This is a genomic window from Pseudomonas sp. S9, from assembly GCF_000222125.1.
Lineage (GTDB): Bacteria > Pseudomonadota > Gammaproteobacteria > Pseudomonadales > Pseudomonadaceae > Aquipseudomonas > Aquipseudomonas segetis.
Genome location: NZ_AFFX01000004.1, coordinates 185,443 through 204,606 on the forward strand (window position 1 = coordinate 185,443; position 19,164 = coordinate 204,606).

The window sequence follows — 19,164 nt, forward strand, 5'->3', positions numbered from 1 at the left end:
GCAGCCAGTTGTTGAATAATCGGGCCACCTAGGCCCGCGACAAACGCCCGCAACCAGTACGGGCGTTTGTCGGGTGTTGCATCAGGCGTCTTGGTACGCTTCGATAGACGGGCAGGCGCAGATCAGGTTGCGATCGCCAAACACGTTGTCGACACGACCCACTGGTGGCCAGTACTTGCCGTCGATCAGCGAGGCGACCGGATAGACCGCCTGCTCACGGCTGTAGCTGTGCGTCCACTCACCAACCAGCTCAAGGGCAGTGTGCGGTGCGTTTTTCAGTGGGTTGTTCTCTTTGTCGAGATCACCGCGTTCAACCGCGCGAATTTCGTCACGGATGGCAATCATCGCGTCGCAGAAGCGATCCAGTTCTTCTTTGGACTCACTTTCGGTCGGCTCGATCATCAGGGTGCCGGCAACCGGGAACGACATGGTCGGCGCGTGGAAGCCGAAGTCGATCAGGCGCTTGGCCACGTCATCAACGCTGATGCCGCTGGCGTCTTTGATCGGGCGAATATCGAGAATGCACTCGTGGGCAACCAGGCCATTGGTGCCGCTGTAGAGCACCGGGTAGTGTTCCTCAAGGCGGCGGGCAATGTAGTTGGCGTTGAGAATAGCCAGCTGCGAGGCACGCTTGAGGCCTTCGCCACCCATCATGGTGATGTACATCCAGGTGATCGGCAGAATGCTCGCGCTACCAAATGGCGCTGCGCTGACAGCACCTTCCTTGCGCGTCATATTGGCGTGGCCCGGCAGGAACGGGATCAGGTGTTCCTTGACGCCGATTGGGCCAACGCCCGGGCCGCCACCGCCGTGCGGGATGCAGAAGGTCTTGTGCAGGTTGAGGTGCGAAACGTCGCCACCGAACTGGCCTGGGGCGCAGAGCCCGACCATGGCGTTCATGTTGGCGCCGTCGATGTACACCTGGCCGCCGTTGTCGTGAATGATCTGGGCGATCTCGCGGATGCCCTCCTCAAACACACCATGGGTCGAGGGATAGGTGATCATCAGTGCGGCGAGACGATCCTTGTGCTCCACAGCCTTGGCGCGCAGATCTTCGATATCCACGTTGCCACGGGCATCGCAGGCGGTAACCACCACGCGCATGCCAACCATGCTGGCTGTCGCCGGGTTGGTGCCATGGGCCGACTGCGGGATCAGGCAGATGTCGCGCTGATCGTCGCCACGGCTGATGTGGTAGGCACGAATGGCCAGCAGGCCTGCGTACTCGCCCTGCGAACCGGCATTAGGCTGCAGCGATACACCGTCATAACCCGTCGCGGCGCAGAGCATCGCTTCCAGTTCGTCGGTGAGTTGCTGGTAACCCTGGCTTTGTTCGGCTGGGGCAAATGGATGCAGGTTGCCGAACTCAGCCCAGGTCACCGGGATCATTTCACTGGCGGCATTGAGCTTCATGGTGCAAGAACCCAGCGGGATCATGCTGCGATCCAGCGCCAGGTCCTTGTCAGCCAGCTTGCGCAGGTAGCGCATCAACTCGGTTTCGGAGTGATAGCGGTTGAATACCGGGTGGCTGAGAATGGCTGATTGACGCAGCAATGCCTGCGGCAGCCGAGTGGCAACGGCCTTGGCCAGTTCAGTGAAGCTTGGCAGGCTGTTGCCTGGCTCGGCAAAGACTTCCCACAGGCTTTCGATTGCAGCCTGATCGGTGGTTTCGTCGAACGAGACACCAACCCGCTGTGCGTCCACCACGCGCAGGTTGATCGACAGTTCACGGGCCTGCTTGTGCAAGGTCGCGGTGCGCTCACCGGTGGCAATGGTCAGGGTGTCGAAGAAGTTGTCCTGCTCAACCGCAAAGCCCAGCTTGGCCAGGCCTTGGGCAAAGATTGCGGTCATCTGATGTACGCGCTTGGCAATGCGGGTCAGGCCTTGTGGGCCGTGGTAGACCGCATACATGCTGGCGATATTGGCCAGCAAGACCTGTGCGGTACAGATGTTGCTGGTGGCCTTTTCGCGGCGGATATGCTGCTCGCGGGTTTGCATGGCCAGGCGCAGGGCAGGCTTGCCGAAACGGTCAACCGAGACACCGACCAGTCGGCCAGGCATGTCGCGCTTGAAAGCATCACGAGTGGCGAAGTAGGCGGCGTGCGGGCCACCAAAACCCAGCGGCACACCGAAGCGTTGGGCACTGCCCAGAGCCACGTCGGCACCGAACTCACCCGGAGGCGTCAGCAAGGTCAGGGCCAGCAAGTCGGCTGCAACCGCAACCAGCGCATTGGCCGCGTGGAACTGCTCGACCAGTGCGCGGTAGTCGAAGATGTCACCGTTGCTGGTCGGGTATTGCAGCAGGGCGCCAAAGTAGGCACTGGCGTCAGTGATTTCGGCTTCATCGCCGATTACAACGTCAATGCCCAGTGGCTCGGCACGGGTGCGCAGCACGTCGAGGGTTTGCGGGTGGCAATGCTTGGAGGCAAAGAAGCTGTTGCTGGCCTTGTTCTTCGACAAACGCTTGCAGAAGGTCATTGCTTCGGCGGCAGCGGTGGCCTCGTCGAGCAAGGACGCGTTGGCGATAGGCAGGCCAGAAAGATCGCTGACCAGGGTCTGGAAGTTGAGCAGCGCTTCCAGGCGACCCTGGGAAATTTCAGGCTGATACGGGGTGTAGGCGGTGTACCAGGCTGGATTTTCCAGCAGGTTGCGCAGAATCGGCGACGGCGTGTGGGTGCCGTAATAGCCCTGGCCAATAAAGGTCTTGAACTCCTGGTTCTTGGCGGCGATCGCCTTGATCTTGGCCAATGCAGCGGCTTCGCTCAGGCCCGGAGTCTGGCCCAGTACGCTGGTGCCCTTGATGCTCTCGGGGATAACGCTGGCGCTGAGTGCGTCGAGCGAGTCAAAGCCCAGCTGCTGGAGCATGGCGTTGATGTCAGCGTCACGCGGGCCGATGTGGCGCGCAATAAATTCGTTTTCGGTCGTCAGGTCAGTCATCAGCTAGCCTCAGGCGTCAGCGTTAGCGTTTAGCAGGCGATCGTAAGCAGCCTGGTCGAGCAGATCATTGATGGCACTTGGATTGGCAGGGCGGAAGCGGAAGAACCAACCCTGGCCCAGCGGATCTTCATTGACCAGTTCAGGGCTGGCTTCGAGGTCGGTGTTGATTTCAACCACTTCGCCATCGAGCGGCATGGTGATGTTGCTGGCGGCCTTGACCGATTCCAGCACGGCGACTTCGGCTTCAGCGCTGTAGCTTTGCGCTTCCGGCAATTGCACGAATACCACGTCACCCAGTGCTTCTTGGGCAAAGGCAGTGATGCCAACGGTTACCAGGCCATCTTCTTCCAGGCGCAGCCATTCGTGCTCGACGGTAAAACGCAATTCGCTCATGTGAACTCCTCAAGTGACAGTCTCGCCTGTTTCTGTTGCAGACGATGATTCAGGTGCCCGCCATGGACGGGCGTCTTGCCCAGTTTGTCTGCAAACTGGGTGCCATCGTTAAAATATCTATAAAAATCAAAGGATTGAGGCGATTTTGGGGTGTGGATTTGTTCTGCTGTGTATCGAAATCAATACGGCTTTAGGCAGCCATCTTCGCGTAACCAGAGCGAAGCCACTGGAACCGCAAGTTATCGAGATTGTATTGATTTATATACGGTGTATTGATTTGAATACATGGTGGGGCGAGAGCCTGTGCAGGCCCGGGCTTTTATCGCGCAAGCAGTCTAGCTCAAGGGGCAAGTGGCTGTCATAGCCAGGCTGGGCGCGGGTTGGCAGGCTGTTGGCTCATTATTCAGTCACTCAATAATGCACCATTGTGCATGCCGATTGACGTCCTGAAACCCCGTGTTGGCGGGGGGATTCACTCTTTCGGCTGACATCCAAAATACCTCTTTCGGGCGCTTATCGCCCGAGGTCGCTCTGGGTAGGTTGGCGGCAACACTCAACACATCGCTTTCAGGAGCGTCGCATGACAACAAAAACAAGACATGCATTCTTTCAGCCTTGTGCGCTGGCTGCTGCAGTCGCGCTCGGCTGTACAACACAAGCCCAGGCTGTGAACTTCAACATTGGCCCAATCGAGGCTCAGTTCGACTCCTCGCTTTCCGTGGGGGCGAGTTGGGCTACCCGTGACGGCGACAAGGACTTTATCTCGACTGCCAGTGGCGGGACTGCCTCGTCGCGCACCTCGGACGACGGCCGGCTCAACTTCAAGAAGGGGGAAACCTTCTCGAAGATCTTCAAGGGTATCCACGACCTTGAGTTGAAGTATGGGGATACTGGCGTGTTTGTCCGCGGCAAGTATTGGTACGACTTCGAAACCAAGGATGAAAGCCGCCTGTTCTACGACATCGACGACCACAACCGCAAAGAAGCGGCGCAATCATCCGGCGGCGAGATTCTCGATGCCTTCATCTACCACAACTACGCCATTGGCGATCTGCCCGGCAGTGTGCGGGTTGGTAAGCAGGTCGTCAGTTGGGGGGAAAGTACTTTCATCCAGAACTCGATCAACTCGATCAACCCGATCGACGCCGCTGCTTTCCGTCGCCCAGGTGCGGAAATCAAGGAAGGCCTGATCCCGGTCAACATGCTCTATGTCTCGCAAAGCCTCACCGACAGTGTGAGCATGGAGGCCTTCTACCAATTGGAGTGGGACCAGACTGTCGCGGATAACTGCGGCACCTTTTTCTCCACCTCGGACGTGGTCGCCGATGGCTGCGAAGACCGCCTGGTGGTGGCTGGCCCGGACCTGCCGCCTGGCGAGTCGACCAACTCCTTTGTCGATAACGCCTACATTCCGCGTGCCGGTGACCGAGATGCACGGGACAGCGGCCAGTATGGCCTGGCCCTGCGCTGGTATGCAGAGTCGCTCAACGACACCGAGTTTGGCCTGTACACCATGAACTACCACAGCCGTGGGCCGGTGTTCAGTACCATCCGCACCACCTCGCCAAGCGCTGCGTTCATTCCGGGTGCGCCAGATGCACGCTACTTTATCGAGTACCCCGAAGACATCCGTCTGTACGGTTTGAGCTTCGCCACCAACGTCAATGGCACCGCGCTTTCCGGTGAATTGAGCTACCGGCCGAATATGCCGCTGCAGATCAACTCGACCGACATGTCATTTGCCGCGTTGGGCCTGCCGTTCTCACCGATCTTTGTTTCCGGTGACTCGCAAAACACGTCAGCGGCTGACCTGCATGGCTACGAGCGCCGTGAAGTGACCCAGGCGCAGATCACAGCTGTGCAATTCATCGATCGGGTATTGGGGGCCAGTCGCCTGACCTTACTCGGCGAGGTGGGCTATAACTACATCAGTGGAATCAGCGATGACGTTGGAGAGGTGCGCTTTGGCCGCGATCCAATCTTTGGTGCTGGTGAGTTTACCGCTCCCGGTGTTTGCGAGGCGTTCAACGCCGCTAATCCTGACGAATGTAATGACGATGGTTTCTACACTTCAAGCTCCTGGGGCTACAGGTTGCGTGCCAGCGCCGACTACAACAACGTTTTTGCCGGTGTGAACCTGACTCCAAGCCTGGCGTGGTCGCATGACGTCAGCGGTTATGGGCCTAACTTCACCGAAGGCAGCAAGGCTATCAGCATTGGCTTGAGTGCCGAATACCAGAACACCTACAACGCCAGCCTCAGCTACACCGATTTCTTTGGTGGTGACTACAACGTGATTACAGACCGTGATTTCGTTGCACTGAGCCTCGGCGTCAACTTCTGATCAACGATAACCAAAGGATCCGTAATCGATGAAAAACAACAGAATCCTATCGGCAGGCGCGTTGCTCCTGACATTGCTGGCAAGCAGTGTGATGGCTGCCGTGTCTGAGCAGGAAGCTGCCAAGTTAGGAACAAGCTTGACGCCGCTTGGCGCTGAAAAAGCCGGAAACGCCGATGGCACTATTCCCGCGTGGGATGGCGGCCTGCCGAAAACGGCCGGGGCGGTCGACGCGGCCGGTTTTGTCACCGACCCCTTTGCCGACGAGAAACCCCTGTTCGTGATTACCGCGAGCAATGCCGACCAGTACAAGGACAAGCTTTCCGCTGGCCAGTTGGCGATGTTCAAGCGTTATCCACAGACCTACAAGATGCCGGTTTACCCGACTCACCGTACAGCCGGAGCTCCGCCTGAAATCTATGAGGCCGCGAAGAGAAGTGCGCTCAATACCGTAGGTGTCGATGGTGGTAACGGCCTGCAGAACTTCAGCGACAGTCGTTACTATGCCTTCCCGATCCCCAAGACCGGGGTCGAGGTGATCTGGAACCATATCACCCGGTATCGCGGTGGCAACGTGCGCCGGCATATCGTCCAGGCCACGCCGCAGGTAAATGGCTCATACAGCCTGGTCAAGTTTGACGACGAAGTGGCATTCCCGACCGAGCTTGAAGGTGCTGATCCAGCCAAGACCAGCAATATCCTGCTGTACTTCAAGCAGCGGGTAACGGCGCCGTCGCGTTTGGCCGGTAACGTGTTGCTGGTGCACGAGACCATTGACCAGGTCAAGGAACCACGCCTGGCGTGGATCTACAACGCCGGCCAGCGTCGTGTTCGTCGCGCACCGCAAGTGGCCTATGACGGTCCAGGTACCGCGTCTGACGGCATGCGTACCGCCGATAACTTTGATGTGTTCTCGGGTGCTCCAGACCGTTATGACTGGAAGCTGATCGGCAAGAAGGAAATGTATATTCCCTACAACGCCTACAAGCTGGATTCGCCGAAGCTCAAGTACGACGAGATCATCAAGGCCGGTCATATCAATCAGGATCTTGCTCGCTATGAGCTGCACCGGGTGTGGGAGGTCGAGGCAACGCTGAAGCCGGGCGAGCGTCACATCTACGCCAAGCGTCACTACTTCGTGGATGAAGACAGCTGGGAGATCGTTCTGGCTGATCACTACGACGGTCGTGGCCAGCTCTGGCGCGTTGCCGAAGGCCATGCCCAGTACTACTACCCGCGGCAGATGACCGGTTATACCGTGGAAACCCTCTACGACATAATCGCGGGTCGCTACATTGCGCTGGGCCTGAAAAACGAAGAAAGCACTGCCTATGAGTTCGGTTTCAAGGCCAGTGTTGCCGACTACACGCCAGCGGCTCTGCGCGCATCCGGGGTGCGTTGATTCGAGCCTAGGGCAGACTGACACTCCATGTTTAGAGCGGCCTTCGGGCCGCTTTTTTTATTGGTCGGCATCAGTCGGGCTTATGGAGCTTCATCCTGGGCGGGATAGGGGTTAGCGTCCTATGCTATCTGCTCCACAACAATAATTATGAGTGGCTATGAGCGCTTACGCACTTTCCGCTGGCGTGGCACTTCCCGTCTGCGCCAAAACCACATTGCCCAGAGTGCCGCCTGGGCACGTTGTCCGTTCACAGCTACAACAACGTTTGCTGGCTGAAAACTGTCGCCTGCGCCTTTTGGTTGCACCGGCCGGCTTCGGCAAATCGGTGTTGCTGGCTGATTGCATGCGCCAGTGTCCAGCCGACCGCACAGTGGTCTGGCTCAATTGTGCCGGGGCGAACTGGAGCAGTGCCGAGCTGTGCCAGCAACTGTCCAGCGCCTTGGGTTATTCGCAGGCGCTTTCAGAGAACCGGTTGTTACTGGCAATTGGCGCCGAGACGCGCAAGCTGTGGATCGTGCTTAACGATTATTCGCGTGAGCCCAATGAGCAGCTCGACAGTTGCCTTGATCGCCTGATCAGTAGCGCGGCCGACAGTATCAATTGGTGGCTGGGCAGTCGCCGACGTCCACAGTGTAATTTCCCACGGTTGTTGCTTGAGGGCGAGTTGTTCGAACTGGGCAGCAACGAACTGGCTTTCAGCTACGACGAGCTCTGCCAGTGGTTGGGTAATACAGATGTCGCCCACTTGCCGCATGCGCAACAGTTATTCGATTACTGCGCTGGCTGGCCGGCAGCCATGCGCCTGCTGCACCTGGCTGCCAGCCATTCGCGCTATGAAAGCCATCATGAGCTCAGTGGCAGCAGCAGTGTGTTGCTCGATTACATTGAGCATGAAGTGTTCTGCGGGCTGGCGCCGGAATTGCGCCAGGCCCTTTTGCAATTGGCACAGTTGCCGCGCTTCAACGCCGAGCTTTGTGAGCATGTTCTGGGTGTGGGTGAGGGCGCCAATTGGTTGCAGGCGCTACGTGCACGCGGTCTTTTTATCCAGCCGATCGATGACCAGAGTGATTGGTTCCAGCTGTTTGAGCCCCTGGCGACACAGCTTCGGCATTGCGCGCCCAATACGTCCGTAACCGCTATCCATTTGCATGCCAGCCAGTGGTTTGCCAGCAATGGCGATATTCCCGCAGCGGTCGAGCATGCGCTCAAGGCTGGCCAGCCAGAGGTGGCGGCAAGTTTTCTCGAGCGCTTTACCGAAGAGAACTTGTTGCAGGGCAAAGACATAGGCCTGATATTACGCTGGCGCGCGGATTTGCCTGAAGACCTGTTGATGAGCACGCCGCGGCTGGTGGCCTTGAATGGCTGGATCATGCTGTTGGCCGGGCGCCTGGACGAGGCAAGCCATTGCGCGGCGGCGCTGGGGCGATTTCAGCCTCGGCCTGATCCGGCCCGTACCCGTGAAATGTTCGCCCAGTGGCAGGCTTTGAAAGGCGTCGAGGCCTGTTCGCGAGTGCGCAGCGATGAGGCCATTGAGCATCTGCAGCAGGCGCTTCAATACCTGCCTGAAAGTGCCTGGGCACAGGCGCTGATCTGCCGCTCCGTGCTGACCCAGATGGCGATTGGTGAGGGCCGTCTGGATGAGGCCCAGCGCCTGGCCCACGAAGCGCTCAGGGTCGCGCGAAGTCATGGCAGTGCGGTGTTCGAGGCGCTATTGGAACTTGACCACGCGCTATTGCTTGAAGTGCGGGGCGAGTTTATTCGTGCGCAGGCGTTGCTGGAACGGGTACGCGACCAATATCAGCATCAGGCATTGCGCAAAACGCCAATTCTGGGGCGTATTTATCTGCGTCTGGGGCGCCTGGCAATTCGTCAGGGCCAGTTCGAGGATGCCCGCTGTTTACTGCGCACGGCCTTGAGCGACGCGCTCGATTATGGTGATCCGGGCGCTTTCTACAGTTATCTGGCCATGGCCGAGTTGGCCGCTTATGAGGGTGATATCGCTGGTGCCTTTGCCTTGCTTGCGGAGGCCGAGCGCCTTATGCAGCGTCACCGCGTGGCCGATACCTTGTATCGCGGCGTGTTGCTGTTGGCCAGCAGCCAGTTGTGGATCGGCCAGGGTCACCATGAGCGCGCGCGCGAGGCGCTGACTCAAGTGCTTGCCTATCACCGGCGCGAGCATGCCATGTTGCCGCCACAATATTATCCCGAGCTCATCGTACGCCTGCGCTATTCACTCTTGAGTATTGATCTTGACCAGGGCAAGGATGTGCGTGGGCCCGTGTTACAGATGCTTGAAGAGGTCATCGAGCAGGGGCGGCTGGTGGTGGCTTGCGAGCTTTGGGCATTGTTGGCCCGCGCGTGCGAGACGATGGGCGACAGGGCGGGTGAGGCCAATGCCCGTAGCCAGTTGCATGAGCTGGCTGCGCGCTTGAACTATAAGCGTTTGTGGGCCCAGCGCGGCATGGAGGCACCTGTTGCCGCGGATAACGTCGATACCCTGCTCAGTTGCCGCGAACTTGCAGTGTTGAGGTTGATTGCCCAGGGTTGCTCCAACCAGGAAGTCGCCGACCAGCTGTTTATCTCGCTGCATACGGTCAAGACCCACGCGCGGCGCATTAATGGCAAGCTTGGGGTGGCGCGCCGTACTCAAGCCGTTGCCCGTGCCAAGGCACAGGGTTTGCTGTAGTCGCCGGGGTTGTCAGTGCAAGGGGTGGGCGTGACCCAGTCTACGCAGGCGTTCGCCAAGGGCTAACTGGGTCACGCCGTCTTCGCTGAGCATCAAGGCCCGCTCAACATCGAAACGCTCGGCTTGCGGGCAGGCCAATTGTTGATAGATATCGGCACGCGCCAGGTGGTCCGCTGCGCTGGGAGGGCCAAGCAGGAGCACGCGTTCGGCATCCTTGAGGGCTGCAAGGTAATCATCATCCTGCACATGCAGGTGTCGCAGGTTGCGCGACATGCGCTGGAGCATGCTCGGAGGATCGCAGGCTGTTAAGTTGTCTGCATGCAACTCCCTGTTGCTGCCAAAGTGGCGGATCAAAAAGGCACGGCAATCCTGGGTGTACAGGCGACGGCCACTGCAAGGGTCAAGCATATGGTCGGCGCCAGGCACCCGGACTAGAAAGTGACCGGGAAAATTCACCCCCTGCAGCGGTATGTCCAGGCGTTGCGCCAGTTCCAGGGCAATTATCGCCAGCGCCAGGGGTTGCCCGCGACGGCGTCGCATTACCAGGTGCAGCAAGCTTGCCTGAGGGCGCAGGGGAGCGCTGTCATCCTCGTGAAAATCCAGGTCGCCCAAGCAGCGTAGCAGTGGCATTGCCAGTTGAGCGGCTGGCAGCACCGGCAGTCGCGTCCGTACCTGATGCAGCAATTCATCAAACGCCGCAAGCGTTTCGGTCGGCTGCAGGGTCGGATCATGTTCAGCCGCAAGCCACAGCGCCGCTTCAAGCAAGGCGGGTGGGTTCTGGTCTAGACAGGCAAAGCAGCGTTGGCGTGGGCTCATGGCGATACCTCTGGTCTGCCATTTGTAACCCTCTTGCGACCTGGCGTCCATAGCCGAAAGTTAAATCCAATATGGCAATTTGTCGGTTTATCCAGCGGCTTGCAGGCGTCTGCTTATGCACACAGCGTAGGCCGCTGTACTGGCTTATGCTGAGCCAGTCAGTTGCTTTTTAAGGGGCAAGCTATAATTGCATCAATCCGCATTGGGGGCTGCCACCGTTTCACCGCAGCGCGGCTGGTGATGAAAGGGCGGCAGACCCTAGGGAGCTTTATCATGTTCGACATCATGGACGCCGCCCGGTTTGAGACGCTCCATCTCGCGCAGGATCCGCAGACAGGTCTCAAGGCAATCATTGCAATACACAACACCCAACTGGGGCCTGCGTTGGGTGGCTGCCGATTTTTACCCTACGCCAATACACAGGTTGCGGTGCAGGATGCGATTCGTCTTGCCCAGGGCATGAGCTATAAAGCGGCGCTGGCCGGTTTGGACCAGGGCGGTGGCAAGGCGGTGATCATGCGTCCTCCACATATCAATGACCGCGCCGCGTTGTTTGAAGCATTTGGCCGGTTTATCGAGAGCCTCGATGGCCGCTATATCACTGCGATGGACAGCGGGACTTCCAGCATTGATATGGACTGCATCGCCCAGGCCACCCAGCATGTCACCAGCACCACCCAGGCAGGTGATCCATCACCCCATACCGCCATGGGCGTGTTTGCCGGTATCAGGGCCACGGCCTACGCGCGCTTGGGCTCCGATGACCTGGAAGACTTGCGGGTGGCGATCCAGGGCTTGGGTAACGTTGGTTACGCGCTGGCGGAACAGTTGCACGCAGCGGGCGCGGAACTGTTGGTCAGCGATCTGGATCTGGGCAAGGTGGAATTGGCGATCGAGCAGTTTGGCGCGCATCCGGTGCCCAATCACGAGATTCTCAGCGTTCCCTGTGACATCCTGGCGCCTTGTGGGGTGGGCAGCGTGTTTGATGAGTTGGCGGTGTCTCGCCTGCGGTGCTCAGCGGTTGCTGGCGCTGCCAATAATCAATTGGCCAGTCCTGATATCTCTGATGCGCTGCAAGCCCGGGGGATTCTCTACGCCCCGGATTATGTGATCAACGCTGGCGGGTTGATTTACGTCGCCCTCAATCACCGTGGCGAAAGCCTGCCGTCGATCACTGCGCATTTGGCCAGGATATCTTCTCGGCTGACCGAGATATTTGCCCATGCCCAGGCGGACAAGCGACCTCCGGCGCGAGTGGCCGATGCGCTGGCAGAGCGCTTGCTATACCCCTGAAAGGCCTGGGATCGGCCAGCCAGATGCCAAGTCAAATATAAATGGCCCGCTGTACCGGGCCATTATGGTGTCCGCCGGGCCCGGTCAGTAACCGAGCAACCTGGGGAGCGTCAGGCTGATTGCCGGCACGCAGGCAATGATAAAGGTCGCAATGGTCAGTATCGCCACGAATGGCAGGGCACGCTTGGATATATCTTCGATAGCGGTGCCGGATATGCCCGAGGCAACAAACAGGTTTTCGCCCATGGGCGGTGTCATGAAACCAATGCTCAGGCAGCAGATCAGTACTATCCCGAAATGCACGGGATCAATTCCCAGGGTGTAGGTGATCGGCAGAATCACCGGGGTCAGGATCATGATCGCGGCCAGGGTTTCCATGAACATGCCGACAAACAGCAGGAAACCGATAATCAGTATCCAGATCAGGTAGATGTTGTCGGTCAGGCTGAGCATCGAGTCGGCCACTACCGCAGGAATCTGATTTTCTACCAGCAACCGGCCAAATACCGTGGCGGTGAACAGGATGACCAGCACCCGGCCAGTGATCCATGTGGTTGTCTCAAGTGACTTGAAGATCTCCTTGAAACTCAGTTCCCTGTGGATAAACAAGCCGACAAACAAGGTATAGAAGATCGCGACTATGGCCGATTCGGTCGGAGTGAACAGGCCGGTATAGATGCCGCCGAGAATCACGAATGGGGCGAGCATCGACCAGAATCCTTCACGCATGGCCTTGCGTATCCTGCTGGATGACCAACCTTCGCTACTGCCGGTGTAGCCCAGCTTTTTGCAGCGAATGTAGTTCATGGCCAACAGGCCTCCGGCCAGCATCAGGCCAGGCACCACGCCCGCGATGAAGAGTTTCGGAATCGACACCGTATCGAATGCACCGTATTTCTCGATAGCGGCAGGCGGCGGCAGCATGCCCATGGCTGAAATACCGAAGATGACCATCGGAATCGACGGCGGAATGATGATCCCCAAGCCGCCAGAAGACGCCGTAACCGCCGAGGCATAGCCCTTGGCGTAACCGCGCTTGACCATCGCCGGGATCATCAGCATGCCCACGGCAGCCGTGGTCGCGGGGCCCGACCCTGAGATGGCGCCGAAGAACAGGCAGGCCAGTACCGCAGCGGCCGAGATGCCACCGGTTATGGGGCCTGCAAAACTTTCGGCCAAGGCTACCAGGCGCCTGGAAATACCTGCTGCCTCCATTAATGCGCCTGCCAGAATAAATGCCGGCAGCGCCATCAAGGGAAACGATCCCACCGAGGTAAAGGCGATCTGAACGAACTTGATCGGGTTTTCGCCAAGGTAGAGAAAAGAGGCCAGGGCCGAAACCGCCAATGAAATACTGATCGGCGTGCCAATCAGCAACAACAGGATAAAGGAGCCAAACAGGATATAAACAACAGTGGTATCAACCATGAACCCGCTCCTGTAGATGAGTTACCTGGCGCGTACTTGGGGGTTGCCCGGCTGTCTGGGCTTGAGCGTCGTGGATGATCTTGTCCAGTTCCTGAGCTTCCGGATCACGGATATCGATGCCCTTGACCAGTTTGTAGTAGTTGACCTGGAGCACGCGCAGGGTCATCAAGCTGAAGGCGATAGGCAAGATCAGGTAGAGGTATTTCATGGGTACGCCCAGAGTTTGTGATTTCCAGAAGACATTGGCCTTCATGAAGAACATCACGCTGAGGTAGACGAAGTAGCAGTTGAAGCAGATCCAGATCAGGTCCGAGAGTGCTTCAAGTGCAACTGCAACCTTGCGCGGCATCAGCTTGAACTGGAACGTCACGCGGTTATGGGCGGCCAGTTTGGCGGCGTAGCTGGCACCAAAGAAGGCGAACCAGACAAACATGTAGGTCACCAGCTCTTCTGTCCAGGAGAGCGAGTGATTGAACAGGTTGCGGCTGAGAATCTGGGCAAACAGGATAATTACAAACAGCGCCAGGAGTACCCGGCAAATGTAATTTTCAAGGTTGTCGATAATGTTGAATAAACGGCTGGAAGATTTCATAGCGCTTTCCCGAACGCGTACCCGGCAATCGGGCTTTGCGCTCTACAGCGTGAGCGGTCAGCCATCGGCGGGGGTTGCACCGATGGCGGTTTCAACGTTCAGGTGCTGGCTTAGATGGTCTCGCGACCCAAGGCCTTGAGCACCACATTGACTTGCTCCTTGCCGCCGAGCTGCTCGTAGTACTTGGGCCAGACTTTCGACACGGCCAGATCAATCCATTCTTTCTCACCGTTGGCCGGATCGCTGATTTCCATGCCCTTTGTGACCAGCTCTTGCTTGATTCTGTCTTCCTGCTCAACCAGCCACTTGGCGCTGTGCAGCGTTGCCGCCTTGCCCGCATCGAGGATGATTTGCTGCATTTGCGGGCTTTGTTCCTGGAACATCGATTCACTGACAATCAGTGGTTCGATAGAGAACAGGTAGCGCAGGTTGGTGACATATTTTTGCACCTCGTCAAACTTCATGGCATTGACTGTCAGGTAAGGGTTGTCCTGACCGTCAACCACCTTCAGCTGCAAGCCGGTAAAGGTTTCGGACCAGGCCATTGGCGTTGGGTTGATGCCCCAGGCGCGGTAGGTGTCGATCATGATTTCGTTCTTGGGTACGCGAATCTGCAGGCCTGCCAGGTCTTCCACTGTCTTGACCGGCTTCTTTGAGTTGGTCAGGACCCTGAAGCCTGAGTAGGCCCAGCCGATAATGCGCACACCGGCATCGCGCACAGTGTTGTCGATCAGGGTCTTGCCGATATCGCTCTGGGTCAGGGTTACGGCGTCATCGAGGCTTTGGATCATGTAGGGCATCGTCAGGATGCCAACCGAGGGCGAGAATGGCGTGACGTTGTTGATGGCCAGGATCGAGAAGTCCAGCGTACCCATGGCCGCGTTGCTGACGGTGTCTTCTTCGCTGCCGAGTTGGCCATTTAAGAAGAGCTTGGCGTCATCCTTGCCACCGGTCCGGGCTTTCAGTTCTTCAGCAAACTTTAGGCCCAGCTCATGTTGGGTGCCACCGGCACCATCGCCTACGGCAACGCGGAAGGTTTTCGCTTGGGTAATGCTGCTGCCCATGGCTGCCGCCAGTAAGCATAGGGCGAGGACAATCGGTCGGGTGAATCCTTTGCTGGTTGTCATAACTGCGTACTCCGTTCTAGTTGTTTTGGATTACGAAAGTGCAGATCGAGCGACTGCTGTGTAAGCAAGGCTCGAGTAAGGCTTAACGGGCGCTCCAGGTGCAGTATTGCTGCAAGTGCAGCCGGTTATAACCCGTCAATTACATTTGACCTGATCAATAATCCGCCTGTGTTGCCGGGCTGTTTAGGGCCACATTTATGGCCTGTCTAGGGCCAGTTTTCCATGCTCGAATGAGGGGCGGAAAAACGCGATAAATCAGGTGCTTGCACCAAAAGACAGCGCAGGTTTCAGGGGTGTTTGGCTGTGCTGGAAGGTGCCAGATAATAGCGGATCTGCATGCTCAGAGACGCCGTTGCAGTAGCTGCAGAATTTCATCGAATACGCGGTTGTCGAAGCTGCTTGCAAGGTCTAGCTCAAGGCTGTTGCGGTAGTAGTTGCTTAGGTCCAGGCCAACCCCAAGTGCATAGAGTTGTACTGCAGATTGCTGCTCGATCTGCCGGGCGACTTGTTTCAGGTGCAGATCGAGGATATCGCTGGTGTTGGCCTGGTGCGTCGCGCCGTCCATTGGGCAACCATCGCTGATGATGATCAATATGCGCCGTGTGGCCTGCAGCTTCAGCAGCCTGCGCTGGGCCCAAAGCAGGGCTTCGCCATCAATGCTTTCGCGGAAAAGATCGGATTTGAGTAGTGCGGCGATGCTAGGTCGGGCCTTACGCCAAGAGGTGCTGGCGTCTTTGTAGATGCGATGCTCCAGTTCATTCAAACGGCCAGGTTCGGCGGGCTGGCCGCTGGCACGCCAGTGCTTTAACGGGCGCCCACCATTCCACTGTCCGGTTGTGAAACCGAGTATTTCTGTCTGGGCTCCCGCCAGCTCCAAGGCGCGGGCCAGGCTGTCGACCAGCAGGGCGATGGCGTCGATGTGGTTACGCATGGAGCCAGAGTTATCAATCAGCAGGCTGACTGCGCAATCGCATTTCGGGCGCAGGCGTTCTTGACGGAATATTTCCTGCTGTTGCGGGCTGATGATCAGGCGACTGAGCCTGCTAGCATCGATCTGGCCGTCCTGTTGGGCAAAGGCCCAGCCATCGCGTTGGGGGCGGGCAAGCAATGCGCTCAGGCGTTTGGCCAGGCGTGGCAGGTTGAGGCCCTGAGCCGCCATGCGTTGGTCCAGGCGCTGGCGTAGTTGTCTAAGCAGGTCTGCGCGAACCAGGTTGTGAGCCAGTACTTCGCGGTCATAGTCGCGGCTAAACACCTGATAGCTGAACGCCTGCTGGCTATTGCGTGAGTTGCTCTGGGTGTTGGCATGACTGCTGTCTTGCCCTTCGCCGTCGCCTTCAGCGTCGTCAAGCAGCAGGGCAAAGGTGAGCTGTACCTTTTCGGTGGCTTGGGATGCTTTGCGCTCATCCTTTTGTACATCAAGTTGATCCAGCAGTTCGACGATTTTTTCGGCGATAAACCGCGCATGCAGGCCGTACATCGATTGTTGATGGCGGCAACGGCGCAACAGACCAAAGTGTGGGCCGAAATGTCCAAGCAGGCTCAGCCTGGGGGCCTCGATCAACATCTCAGTCTGCTCGCTGGCCCGCCCGCCGCACAGCAAGAACCAACTCATTTGCGCCAGGGTGTAGAGCATCAGCCCTACATGGCCCTCGGCTTGACCTGAATCGAGAAACTGCTGGCTCCACTGCGCAAAGCGCTGCATCAGGTTACGGCGTACGCCCGGATGACTGTCGCTGACCAGCGACTCAACCCGCAGCTGTTCGAGCAGCTCGAAGACCAGGCGGGCGATCGGCTGGTCTGGCAATTGCGTTTGCAGCAATGCTCTGTCGCTGTGCTTGAGGCGCAGTGCCAGGCTGTCGGCAACGCCACGATAGGCCGAAAAATCATCATGTTCCGGGTTGGGGTGCAGATGGGGGGCGCGTACTGCTATTCGTTGCCCATTGACCTCCAGGCGGGCGCCACGATAACGCAGGCGGCGTTCTCCCGAGAGTGCGCGCAAGGTCGCCGCGCATAGTTCCTCGAGTTGTTGCTGGTGCTTTTCACGCCGAGGCGGCTGCATTTGAATGCTCAAGCCAGTGCCAGCTTGGGCAGGGCGGATTCTTCAAGTTCATGATCGAAGCAGCGCTGGTAATACTCGGCAACTATGCTGCGTTCTGCCTCGTCGCACTTGTTGAGGAAGGACAAGCGAAACGCCAGCGCGGGGTCCGCGAAGATCTCCGTGTTTTCCGCCCATGAAATAACGCAGCGTGGCGACATCAGGGTCGAAAGGTCGCCGCAGGCAAAGCCTTCGCGGGTCAGCCCGGCAACGGCAACCATCGCGGCCAGCAGGCTTGAGTCATAAAGCCCAAGCAACTGTGGCACGCGGGCGGCGACAATGGCTTGCTCCTCCTCGGGTGGCAAGTAATTGAGGGTGGCGACGATATTCCAGCGATCAAGCTGCGCCTGGTTGAGCACTTGCGTGCCGTTGTACAAGCCGTTGAGGTTGCCCAGGCCCACGGTATTGGAGGTGGCGAACAGGCGAAACAGTGGATGGGGGGTAATGAGCTGGTTCTGATCGAGCAGGTTAAGCTTGCCGTCGCGTTCGAGAATACGCTGGATAACGAACATCACATCTGGGCGCCCGGCATCGTACTCGTCGAAGATCAGCGCCACCGGACGGCGCAGCGCCCAGGGTAGGATGCCTTCCTGAAACTCGGTGACCTGCTTGCCTTCGCGCAACACTATTGCGTCCTTGCCGATCAGGTCCAGGCGGCTGATATGACCGTCCAGGTTGACCCGCACACAGGGCCAGTTGAGCCGTGCGGCGATCTGTTCGATATGGGTGGATTTACCCGTGCCGTGCAAACCTTGCAGCATGACGCGGCGGTTGCGGGTGAAGCCGGCGAGCACCGCCTGGGTGACCTCCGGGTTAAAGCGGTAGGCGCTGTCGATCTCGGGTACTTGATCATCCTGCTTGAGCAAAACTGGCACGCGCATCTTGCTGTCTATGCCAAAGAGTTCGCGAGCAGGCACCAGGCGGCTGGCAGGTTCAAGCTTCAGGTCGGTCATGGATGGTGCCTCGATAACAGGACAATGACCTGATTCTAAAGACGCCCATACCGTGGCGAAGGGGCCAGTTGGCTGTGGCTTATACGGCCAACGGTGAGTGGTAAACAGCTGATCGGTATTGCTGGCGCCACCCCTGGTAGCGAACTGGCTCTATTGTCTGGAGCTGAACCCACTAAGGATGGGGCCAGGCTAGCGAGAGGTTTACCCATGTCCACAGATACCCTGATACTCCCGGTCAACAAGCAGTTGCTCGACCTGTTCAAGCGCTATGAGGCGCATACCCAGGTGACGCCCGAGCAATATATAGAGGCGCTTCTGGAGAAAACCCAGCCAACGTTGCAGGCGGTGGTCGATGCCCTGGATGAGTCGGGAGGCGACGCGAATGCACTGGCTCAGCTTTTTGCCAGCAAGATGGCGCAGATGAGCACTGCTGCTGAGCCAGTTCAGAGCTAAAACCGCTTCAGCCGAGGCACTCGGCTGCTGGACGAGCTTCAGCTAGCCGGTTTGGTGCGGCCGGGTTCACAATGGCAAGCGGCTCTGCCTGTGGTGCCGGCCGTTGTTGCGCTGTGAGCTGCTTGAGCTCGACCAGCGCGCTGCGCAATACCGGGCTGCTTGGAGCTAACTCAGCGAAGGCCTGGCTAAGCCGACTTTGCCCGGGAATGGCCTTGCGCGGATGGGCAAAGGTGAACTTCTGGCTGGGCGAGCGCAGTGCCTTGGCCGGGCGATAAAAGTGAATCTTCAACACATCGCGGTCACTCTCGCGGCGCAGGCTGAAGCGCTTGATGGTTGCGGTAGCGTGGATGCCCAGCTCTTTCAGGGTCGGATAGTCGTTCATGGCAGTGGTTCTCAAGTGTCAGTAATATTCGGCTCCATTTCATACGCACAGCAAAGAATCCAACTGGCTTATTCAGCAGTCGCAAGCTTGGCGCATTGTTATTGTTTTGGTGTTTCCCGATCTGCAGCCTGGGTGCAAGGCGCGATGTTACAAGCGGGAAGGGAGGCGACTCTCCTTTGGAGAGGTGGCTAAAGTCTAGTGCGTTACTGACTTTGGCCAAGAGCCAGGACTGGCAGCCTTATGGGGCCAGTTATGACCAGCAGCCC

Annotated in this window: 13 protein-coding genes and 2 pseudogenes; 6 read left to right on the plus strand and 9 right to left on the minus strand. The window is 58.2% G+C overall.

Annotation, left to right across the window (positions count from 1 at the left end; genetic code table 11):
* Positions 1-81: 81 nt before the first annotated feature.
* Together gcvP and gcvH are read right to left on the minus strand one after the other, a co-directional pair.
* Positions 82-2,937 carry an aminomethyl-transferring glycine dehydrogenase gene (gene gcvP / locus PSES9_RS0109890; protein WP_010486484.1) on the minus strand — a complete coding sequence of 952 codons (2,856 nt, stop codon included), beginning with the start codon at positions 2,935-2,937 and terminating at the stop codon, positions 82-84.
* Between the two features lie 9 nt (positions 2,938-2,946).
* Positions 2,947-3,330: a glycine cleavage system protein GcvH gene (gene gcvH / locus PSES9_RS0109895; RefSeq protein ID WP_010486486.1), complete on the minus strand. Its 384-nt coding sequence runs from the start codon at positions 3,328-3,330 to the stop codon at positions 2,947-2,949.
* A gap of 580 nt (positions 3,331-3,910) precedes the next feature.
* On the opposite strand from gcvH, the gene PSES9_RS0109900 reads away from it, so the two are divergent.
* The 4 genes and pseudogenes from PSES9_RS0109900 to PSES9_RS25700 all read left to right on the plus strand — a co-directional run.
* Positions 3,911-5,674: a DUF1302 domain-containing protein gene (locus PSES9_RS0109900; protein WP_010486488.1), complete on the plus strand. Its 1,764-nt coding sequence runs from the start codon at positions 3,911-3,913 to the stop codon at positions 5,672-5,674.
* Between the two features lie 28 nt (positions 5,675-5,702).
* Positions 5,703-7,073 carry a DUF1329 domain-containing protein gene (locus PSES9_RS0109905; RefSeq protein WP_010486490.1) on the plus strand — a complete coding sequence of 457 codons (1,371 nt, stop codon included), beginning with the start codon at positions 5,703-5,705 and terminating at the stop codon, positions 7,071-7,073.
* 1,462 nt (positions 7,074-8,535) lie between these two features.
* Positions 8,536-9,522 (plus strand): annotated as a pseudogene (locus tag PSES9_RS25695) (helix-turn-helix transcriptional regulator); the annotation flags it as partial.
* 51 nt (positions 9,523-9,573) lie between these two features.
* Positions 9,574-9,759 (plus strand): annotated as a pseudogene (locus PSES9_RS25700) (response regulator transcription factor); the annotation flags it as partial.
* 12 nt (positions 9,760-9,771) lie between these two features.
* Here PSES9_RS25700 and PSES9_RS0109915 read toward each other — a convergent pair.
* Positions 9,772-10,575, minus strand: coding sequence for a SirB1 family protein (locus PSES9_RS0109915; protein WP_029529475.1), 804 nt, complete (start codon positions 10,573-10,575; stop codon positions 9,772-9,774).
* A gap of 273 nt (positions 10,576-10,848) precedes the next feature.
* On the opposite strand from PSES9_RS0109915, the gene PSES9_RS0109920 reads away from it, so the two are divergent.
* The gene (locus tag PSES9_RS0109920; protein ID WP_010486494.1) at positions 10,849-11,868 is read left to right on the plus strand and encodes a Leu/Phe/Val dehydrogenase; all 1,020 of its coding nucleotides are present in this window, start codon (positions 10,849-10,851) and stop codon (positions 11,866-11,868) included.
* Between the two features lie 84 nt (positions 11,869-11,952).
* Here PSES9_RS0109920 and PSES9_RS0109925 read toward each other — a convergent pair whose 3' ends face one another.
* The 5 genes from PSES9_RS0109925 to PSES9_RS0109945 form a co-directional block, all read right to left on the minus strand.
* Positions 11,953-13,296: a TRAP transporter large permease gene (locus PSES9_RS0109925; protein ID WP_010486495.1), complete on the minus strand. Its 1,344-nt coding sequence runs from the start codon at positions 13,294-13,296 to the stop codon at positions 11,953-11,955.
* Positions 13,289-13,888, minus strand: coding sequence for a TRAP transporter small permease (locus PSES9_RS0109930; protein ID WP_010486496.1), 600 nt, complete (start codon positions 13,886-13,888; stop codon positions 13,289-13,291). The genes PSES9_RS0109925 and PSES9_RS0109930 overlap by 8 nt, the downstream gene beginning before the upstream one ends.
* Positions 13,889-13,998: 110 nt before the next feature.
* Positions 13,999-15,015: a TRAP transporter substrate-binding protein gene (locus PSES9_RS0109935; protein WP_010486497.1), complete on the minus strand. Its 1,017-nt coding sequence runs from the start codon at positions 15,013-15,015 to the stop codon at positions 13,999-14,001.
* A gap of 340 nt (positions 15,016-15,355) precedes the next feature.
* The gene (locus tag PSES9_RS0109940; protein WP_010486499.1) at positions 15,356-17,074 is read right to left on the minus strand and encodes a cobaltochelatase CobT-related protein; all 1,719 of its coding nucleotides are present in this window, start codon (positions 17,072-17,074) and stop codon (positions 15,356-15,358) included.
* Positions 17,075-17,082: 8 nt separating this feature from the next.
* Positions 17,083-18,063 carry an AAA family ATPase gene (locus PSES9_RS0109945; RefSeq protein WP_010486500.1) on the minus strand — a complete coding sequence of 327 codons (981 nt, stop codon included), beginning with the start codon at positions 18,061-18,063 and terminating at the stop codon, positions 17,083-17,085.
* A 207-nt stretch (positions 18,064-18,270) separates the two neighbouring features.
* Between PSES9_RS0109945 and PSES9_RS0109950 the strand changes: the two genes are divergently transcribed.
* On the plus strand, positions 18,271-18,516 hold the full coding sequence (locus PSES9_RS0109950) for a hypothetical protein (protein WP_010486503.1): 246 nt from the start codon (positions 18,271-18,273) through the stop codon (positions 18,514-18,516).
* A gap of 7 nt (positions 18,517-18,523) precedes the next feature.
* Here the strand turns inward: PSES9_RS0109950 and PSES9_RS23305 are convergent, their stop codons facing one another.
* Positions 18,524-18,898: a DUF3461 family protein gene (locus tag PSES9_RS23305; RefSeq protein ID WP_010486504.1), complete on the minus strand. Its 375-nt coding sequence runs from the start codon at positions 18,896-18,898 to the stop codon at positions 18,524-18,526.
* Positions 18,899-19,164: the final 266 nt, after the last annotated feature.